Source organism: Thermostichus sp. MS-CIW-23 (assembly GCF_054059455.1).
The window spans coordinates 20,827-27,597 of record NZ_JBSSCC010000036.1 but is presented as its reverse complement, the minus strand read 5'-3'; the positions used below and the strand labels follow the sequence as shown (position 1 = coordinate 27,597).

Genomic DNA, 6,771 nt, shown 5'->3' with positions numbered 1-6,771 from the left:
AACTCTTTGCCGCAAATCCAAAGAATGAGTCGGCATTCCTTTCTCTCCTTCCTCTTGAATACCTGTACCCTATTTTAAATTAAAAGGCTGTACCTAAATTTGTTACCCAGTTGATCACCCAAAGCATTGGCCTCTGGTTCTGGACAAAATACAGCCCACCACAATGCTCTTCTCTTCTCAGCAAATCCTGCCCCCATCTCTCTACCCACCCCTGCACTGGGGCCTCAAGACCCTCTTTCCCGACGGCCTGTGGGAGTTGCCGGCAGATCCCCACACCCAGCGGGTGGCCCTGACGTTTGACGATGGCCCTCACCCCGAGTACACTCCGGCTTTGCTGCAGGTTTTGATGGATTTTCAGGTGCCGGCCACGTTTTTTGTGTTGGGAGAACGGGTGCAGCGCTGGCCCCACCTGGCCCGTCAGATCCGCCAACAAGGCCACCGCATTGGCCTTCACGGCTGGCAGCATCGCTCCTTCACCCAGCTTGCCCCTGACGAACTTCAACAGAGCCTGAAGCGCAGCCAAACCACCCTCGTGGCTGCCTGTGGCGGGATCCCTGACGATTATCGGGCTGTGCGCCCGCCCAATGGCTTGTTTTGGCCGCAGACGCTTGCGGATTTGCGCCGTTGGGGCTTTTGTCCGGTGATGTGGAGCGTGGTGCCTGAGGATTGGCTGATCCCACCGGTATCGGTGGTAGTGGAGCGGGTGCTGGCCCAGGTGCGGCCTGGCTCCTTGATCGTGCTGCACGATGGGGTACAAGGAGGAGCCCAAGTGGTTGAGGTAACGCGGCAGTTGATCCCAACTTTGAAGAAGCGGGGATTTGAATTTGTCCACTTGCCGGATCCCTGAGATCTTTCCAGTTGGGGAGAAATTAAATACAGTAGAGGCACGCACAAGCAGGAGGGTCAGGCCATGGGCGCACGCAAGATTATCTACGGCATTTTTGGGCAACGGGCCGGCAGCGTCATCGTCGGAACTTGGAACTGGCTGTGGGGGATCCCGGTGGAGAAAGGCGGCACAGGAGCGGTGATGGTGGCGGAAGAATCCCTACGCACCATGCAGGAGACGGTTCAGCGTCTCACGGAAGCCGTTGCCACCCAAGTGGCTGCCTATCAGCGGGCTGAGCAGAAGTACATGCAAAAGGTGCGGGAGTACCAGGCCCTGGAGAACAAGGCTCGCCTGGCCGCCCAACGAGGCGATCAAGAGGCTGCCCGCCTGGCTATGTCCCAAGCGCTGCAAATTGAGGCCATTCTCGGCCCCCTCAAGGAGAATGTGGAAACTGCCGAGCGCTACGTCAATGCCGCCAAGCAAAAGCTGGCCCGCGAGAAAGAACGACTGGCCGCTTACAAAAGCGAGCTGAGCAACCTCAAAGACATCAACGAGGTGAACCAAGCTCTGGAGCAGATGACCCGCGTCAACAACTCCTACAACATCGACTCGGCCAAGTCCCAATTTGAGGCGGCAAAGAATGCTATCCAGGCTCGCCAGCTCAAATCCCGAGCCATGAGCGAACTCTCGGAAGATCGCAGCGAGCAGATTGCTGCCCAACTGGATGAAATGGCCATGGACGATGAAATCTCCCGCCGCTTGGCAATGCTCACCGGCCAAGGAGGTGCCCAAGCCAACCTGCCGCTACCGGATCTGGATTTCGAGAAGCGGCTCCCCCAATAGCGGCAGTTGCTTCCAAGCTTGGGGATCCCTCGCTTTTCAACCCACGTCGGCAACCCCGCTGCTAAGTTGCAGGGGGAGTTTTCCGTTGGGAATTGACGGTCAACGGGCTAGAGGGAGTGCGCTCGTACTAGGATGATAAAGGAACAATAGGCAACCCATCTGAGGAGAGGATCCCAGCAATGTCAGCAGCACGAGGCGCGCATTCTGCCCGATCAGGCCTGTGGCCCACTTACGCAACCAGCCCGTGGCTGTCTAGAGCGCTGTTGCTGCTCTGTGTCTGCCTCAGCTTGGTGGTCGGTGCCTGTTCCGCAGGCTCTAACCTGCGAGCCTACAGGGATCCCAGCGGAGCCTTTGCTTTTGCCTACCCCAACGGCATGGTGGCGGTCAATCTTGGGCCGGGGAAAGGGCCGGTGGTACTCCTGCGCGACCTGGTGTACGAGACCGAGAACGTCAGCCTGATGATCGCCCCGTTTGACAAGGGGGAGACGATTGCCGATTTGGGCAGCCCGGATGAGGTGGGGCAGTTGGTGGCGGAGAAGATCATTGCTCCTGAGGGATCCGGTCGCTCGGCCAAGCTGTTGTCTGCCGAAGCCTTTGAGCGGCAGGAGCACCCCTATTACCTGCTGGAATACCAAACCGATATGGGATCCCAGCTTCGTCATGAGGTGGTGACGGTAACCGTTCGGCACCATCGCCTCTACACGCTGACAGCCTCTACCCAGGAATCCCGCTGGCCTCAGGTGCAAGCTGCCTTTAGGAACGTGGGCCGATCTCTGAATGTTTCCTAAAGCTTTTCCTGAGAGGATTTTCTCAAGGGATTGAACCGGGTTGACGGACTTGGGTAGGTTAAGGTTGAGCCCTTTAGGGCTGAGTTATGGTCATTTTAGGTTGGGGGCGAGACGCCTGGGCTACTGAGAAAAGCCTTGTGGTTCTGGGGATTATTGCTCCGCAACGCTGACGCGAAGACGCGACCAACGTTTTGGGTGTGGGTGCAGTGTCCTAGCTTGAATCGAAATGACCCTACCTACGGGTTCCAGCCGGGCCATCTGGTGCTAGAACGGTAGTGTTTTAAACCTGCGGAGATGGGATCCCACCCTCTTGGGCTTGCTCTATGACCGTATACGTGGTTCAGATCAGCGACCTGCATCTGTTTGCCAAGCCCCATCACCGGCTGCTGGGGGTGGACACGGAAGCCTCTTTCCTGCAGGTGCAAAAGGCCATTGCCGCTCTGGATCCCTTGCCGGATCTGCTGCTGCTTACCGGAGATCTCTCTCAAGATGGTAGCGCAGCATCTTACGCCCGTTTGAGAGCCCATTTGCAGGCTCTCCCCATCGATACTTACTGGTTGGCGGGCAACCACGATCGCCTGCACAACATGAACCAAGAGCTCCACGCCGAGCGGCTATTCGGGGACAAGAGCTTCAGCCGGGAAAATTGGAGTTTTATTTTATTGAACTCCCTCGTGCCCGGCAAAGACAGCGGTTACCTGACGGAGCGCACGCTGCTGTGGCTGAAACAAGAATTGCAGCGGAGCAAAGCTGCCCAACACCATGTTTTGTTGGCCCTGCACCATCCCCCTTTTTCGGTGGATTCTGCCTGGCTGGATCAAAGTGCCCTGCAGCAGCCGGAGCGGTTGTTTGGGGTTCTGGACGAGTTCGACCACATCCGCCTCGTTGTATTCGGCCATATTCACCAAGACCTGCACCGCCGGCGGGAGGGGGTTGATTACCTGGCTTGTCCCTCAACCTGTGTGCAATTTCGTCCCAAGAGCCCCCAGTTTGGCCTGGAGGTAATTCCCCCTGCCCTGAGGCAGATATGGTTGGAGCGAGATGGCAGCTTCAAAACTCAGGTTCAACGGGTGGGAGCTGCTCTGCAACGGCCCAACCTGGCCCTGAAGGGATATTAGCTCTCCCCCTCTTGAACCTCTGTGGGGGGTAGCCCGATGGCCTGCCCCAAACAGACGCTGGCCCCCAGCAAGGCCAACCACCCCGGCAGCAGCGACAGGAAGGCCACTGCAGCCACCAGGGTATTGTTTCCCCCTTGCAAAAGGCTGTAGAGCAGCATTGGCAGCGTGAGAACCCGCCCACCGCCGACAAAGAAGGTGAGCAAAAATTCGTTCCAAGAGATCAAAAAGGCAAATACCGCCCCAATGGCTGCCCCAGGGGCAATGAGGGGCAACGTCACCTGCCACCACACTTGCCAGGGATCCGCCCCCAAACAGCGGGCCTGCGCCTCGTAGCCGCGGTCGAAACGGGCGAACACACTGCCCATCACCAGAGCCATGTAGGGAATGGTGGGGATCAGATGCACCAAAACCACCGCCAGCAGGGTACTGTCCAGCCGCAGGCGAATCAGCACCCCTTGGATGCCCATCAATACGGCCAAAGGAGAGGTGATGATGGGCAATAGCAGCAGCAGGCGCAGCCAGGCGGGCGCAGGATGGGTGCCCAAAACTCGTCCCGCCGGGATCCCCACCCCCAGGGCCAGCAGGGTGGTGAACAGGGCAATTTGCAAGCTCTGGCCGAAGGCTGCCCGGAACTGGGATCCCCAGCTCAGCAGTTGCTGCCAACCGGCTATGCTCCATGCCCGGGGCAGGGCATCGGGAAAATACCAGGCCCGCGTGAAGGCCCAAAGGGCCAGCACCCCAAAGGGCAAAGCCCAAAGGAGGGCCACTCCGGCCACCCCAAGGCGGAGCAGGGATCCCCCAATCCATCTGCGTCCTTTCACGGCTTTCTCCAAGGACTCCGTCCCGCTGAGCCAAACGGCAGCTGCAGAAAGGATACTCTGGCTGCAAACAGCCCTCCGATTAGGCTGACCACCGCTGCCGAGACAGCCAGCAGGATGATCCCCAGCGCCACCGCCTGCTGCCGCTGCTCCAGGTTGATGTGGGTGAAGCGCTGATAGATCAGAACGGGCAAGGTGCGCGGGTAGGTGGGCCCTAAGAGCAAGGGAACCTCAAAGGCGCTGAAGACAAAGCCGAAGATGAGAATCCCGGTGGCCAGCAGCCCCGGCCTCAGCAAGGGCAGCGTTACATACCAAAACGTCTGGGCGGCAGAAGCCCCCAGCAGCCGAGCCTGTTGCTCCAGCTCGGATCCCATCCCGCGCAGCAGCGTCAGCGCCACCAGAGCGGCAAACGGGATCTCCTTCCAAAGCCAATAGAGCAACACCCCCACATAGCCGCGGTCGTTCACCCACAAGGGAAAATCCTGATCCGAGGCAATCCAGCCCAGTTGGAAGGCCAGCCGCGCCAGCCAACCGCTGGGTCCCAGCAGCAGCAGCATCCCCGCCACCCCCACCAAATGAGGAATCGGCAGCGTCAACTGGCCAAGCCAGATGGCCCACCCCCCCACCCCCCGCAACAGCAGCGCCAGCCCCAGCCCCAAAACCAGCGCCAACCCCGTTGCCAACAGAGCGATTCTGAGGCTGAGCAACAGGGATCCCCCGACTTCCGCATCCCGCAGCAGCTCCCCATACCCCTGCAGGGTAAACCCCCTCTCGCCCAGGCCGTAGAGGCCCACACTCTGGGCCAGAGCCAGCAGCAGCCCCCCGCCGTAGAGCAGGCCCACCAATCCCAACGCCGGCAAAAGCGGCCCATACTGCCGGATCCCCTTAAGCCCCACCGGCCCAGATCCCCGTCCATTTAAGCTATTCATTGAGCCAGTCCCAAGAGCTGCCTCACGAGAGAATTCAAGATGGGAGCGGATCCCTCCTTAAGAGAGGAAAGAGCAGTGGGTAGTGAGAAGGAAGTATGCTCACGCCTCTTATTCCTCCACACCGCCAACGCGACCAACCATTGCGATCTTCACATCCCATGGAGAGAACCCTAGACCAGATTAACCAACGCATTGCCAAAGGCCAGGTGCGGGTGTGGACGGCCCTGGAAGCCAAAGCCAAGCTGGCCACCTTGGGGATCCAGGAAGCCTTTGAGCAGGTGGATGTGATCACCACCGGCACCTTTGAGCCAATGGAGTCTTCAGGAGCCATTGTGAACCTGGGCCATACGGATCCGCCCATCAAGATTCGCCAAGCTTGGCTGAACGGGGTACCGGCCTATGCCGGATTTGGCGCGGTGGATCTTTACCTGGGGGCAGCCCAACCCAGCGAGCAAGCGGATCAAGCCTATGGGGGCGGCCATGTCATTGCCGACCTGGTGGCGGGCAAGCGCGTCCATTTGCGGGCCATCGGCCAAGTGACCGATTGCTACCCCCGCGCCGACTACGAGACCACCCTGACCCGGGATCAGCTCAACCAGTTTTACCTGTTCAATCCCCGCAATGCCTACCAAAACTTCATCGTCGGCGTGAACGGCGGGGATCGGCCTTTGTACACCTACTTGGGTCTGTTGGAACCGCATCTGGGCAATGCCGTCTATTCCAACCCGGGAGAGCTATCCCCCTTGTTGAACGATCCCCTGTTGCGCCGGGTGGGGATCGGCAGCCGCATCTTTTTGGGAGGCGGCATCGGCTACGTCGCCTGGGAGGGCACCCAACACTTTCCGCTGCAAAAGCGATTGCCCAACCAAACTCCCATCGGCCCGGCGGCCACTCTAGCCCTGATTGGAGATGCCAAGCAAATGCAGGCGGAATGGGTGAGGGGCTGCTACTTCCGCAACTACGGTCCCAGCTTGATGTTGGGGGTCGGGATCCCCATTCCCATCCTCGCTCCTGCGGATTTGGAGGCCATCGCCATCCGGGATGAAGAACTGGTGGCACCGGTGATCGACTTTTCCATTCCCCGCCGGGTGCGGCCCACCTTTGGCTTGGTGAGCTATGCCCAGCTCAAATCCGGCCAGATCACCCTCAATGGCCGCAAGGTTCGCACCGCTCCCCTGGTCAGCCTGCGCCGCTCCATGCAAATTGCCGAAATCCTCAAGCAATGGATAGAAAGCGGCCAATTTACCCTCACCCAACCTGTCGCCCCCCTGCCCCTGGATCGGGAGTTTCTCCCCCAAAACCCTCTCAGGTGACGTCCTCCCCTCAATGAATTGGGGGCCTCCTCAAGCGGATGCACGCAGCGCTTTGGTTCGGGGACACCGTGCCTCCCTACTTTTGGGGTAAAGCGGCTCTCCAGAAGAACCGCTACCGGAATTCGCTGGCAGCAAC

At 59.6% G+C, this 6,771-nt stretch carries 7 protein-coding genes; 5 read left to right on the top strand and 2 right to left on the bottom strand.

Annotation, left to right across the window (positions count from 1 at the left end):
- Window positions 1–163 precede the first annotated feature (163 nt).
- From ACVW0B_RS11645 to cpdA, 4 genes are all read left to right on the top strand, one after another.
- Entirely contained in the window at window positions 164–847 is a 684-nt protein-coding gene (locus tag ACVW0B_RS11645; protein ID WP_457402767.1) for a polysaccharide deacetylase family protein, read from the top strand.
- A gap of 63 nt (window positions 848–910) precedes the next feature.
- Window positions 911–1,669 carry a PspA/IM30 family protein gene (locus ACVW0B_RS11640; RefSeq protein WP_414329450.1) on the top strand — a complete coding sequence of 253 codons (759 nt, stop codon included), beginning with the start codon at window positions 911–913 and terminating at the stop codon, window positions 1,667–1,669.
- Window positions 1,670–1,932: 263 nt separating this feature from the next.
- The gene (psbP, locus tag ACVW0B_RS11635; protein WP_414329451.1) at window positions 1,933–2,457 is read left to right on the top strand and encodes a photosystem II reaction center PsbP; all 525 of its coding nucleotides are present in this window, start codon (window positions 1,933–1,935) and stop codon (window positions 2,455–2,457) included.
- A 323-nt stretch (window positions 2,458–2,780) separates the two neighbouring features.
- Window positions 2,781–3,575: a 3',5'-cyclic-AMP phosphodiesterase gene (gene cpdA / locus ACVW0B_RS11630; protein WP_457491747.1), complete on the top strand. Its 795-nt coding sequence runs from the start codon at window positions 2,781–2,783 to the stop codon at window positions 3,573–3,575.
- Here the strand turns inward: cpdA and ACVW0B_RS11625 are convergent.
- Together ACVW0B_RS11625 and ACVW0B_RS11620 are read right to left on the bottom strand one after the other, a co-directional pair.
- Complete coding sequence (locus tag ACVW0B_RS11625; protein WP_457491746.1) at window positions 3,572–4,396, bottom strand: ABC transporter permease; 825 nt, start codon at window positions 4,394–4,396, stop codon at window positions 3,572–3,574. The genes cpdA and ACVW0B_RS11625 overlap by 4 nt on opposite strands.
- Window positions 4,393–5,322 carry an ABC transporter permease gene (locus tag ACVW0B_RS11620; RefSeq protein ID WP_457404716.1) on the bottom strand — a complete coding sequence of 310 codons (930 nt, stop codon included), beginning with the start codon at window positions 5,320–5,322 and terminating at the stop codon, window positions 4,393–4,395. Before ACVW0B_RS11620 ends, ACVW0B_RS11625 begins: the two co-directional genes overlap by 4 nt.
- A gap of 158 nt (window positions 5,323–5,480) precedes the next feature.
- Between ACVW0B_RS11620 and ACVW0B_RS11615 the strand changes: the two genes are divergently transcribed.
- Window positions 5,481–6,635, top strand: coding sequence for a homocysteine biosynthesis protein (locus ACVW0B_RS11615; RefSeq protein ID WP_011431805.1), 1,155 nt, complete (start codon window positions 5,481–5,483; stop codon window positions 6,633–6,635).
- The last annotated feature ends 136 nt before the right edge of the window (window positions 6,636–6,771 follow it).

Coding starts and splice junctions, on each gene's coding strand:
- ACVW0B_RS11645 (WP_457402767.1), top strand. CDS start 164: ATGCTCTTCTCTTCTCAGCAAATCCTGCCCCCATCTCTCTACCCACCC.
- ACVW0B_RS11640 (WP_414329450.1), top strand. CDS start 911: ATGGGCGCACGCAAGATTATCTACGGCATTTTTGGGCAACGGGCCGGC.
- cpdA (WP_457491747.1), top strand. CDS start 2,781: ATGACCGTATACGTGGTTCAGATCAGCGACCTGCATCTGTTTGCCAAG.
- ACVW0B_RS11620 (WP_457404716.1), bottom strand. CDS start 5,322: ATGAATAGCTTAAATGGACGGGGATCTGGGCCGGTGGGGCTTAAGGGG.
- ACVW0B_RS11615 (WP_011431805.1), top strand. CDS start 5,481: ATGGAGAGAACCCTAGACCAGATTAACCAACGCATTGCCAAAGGCCAG.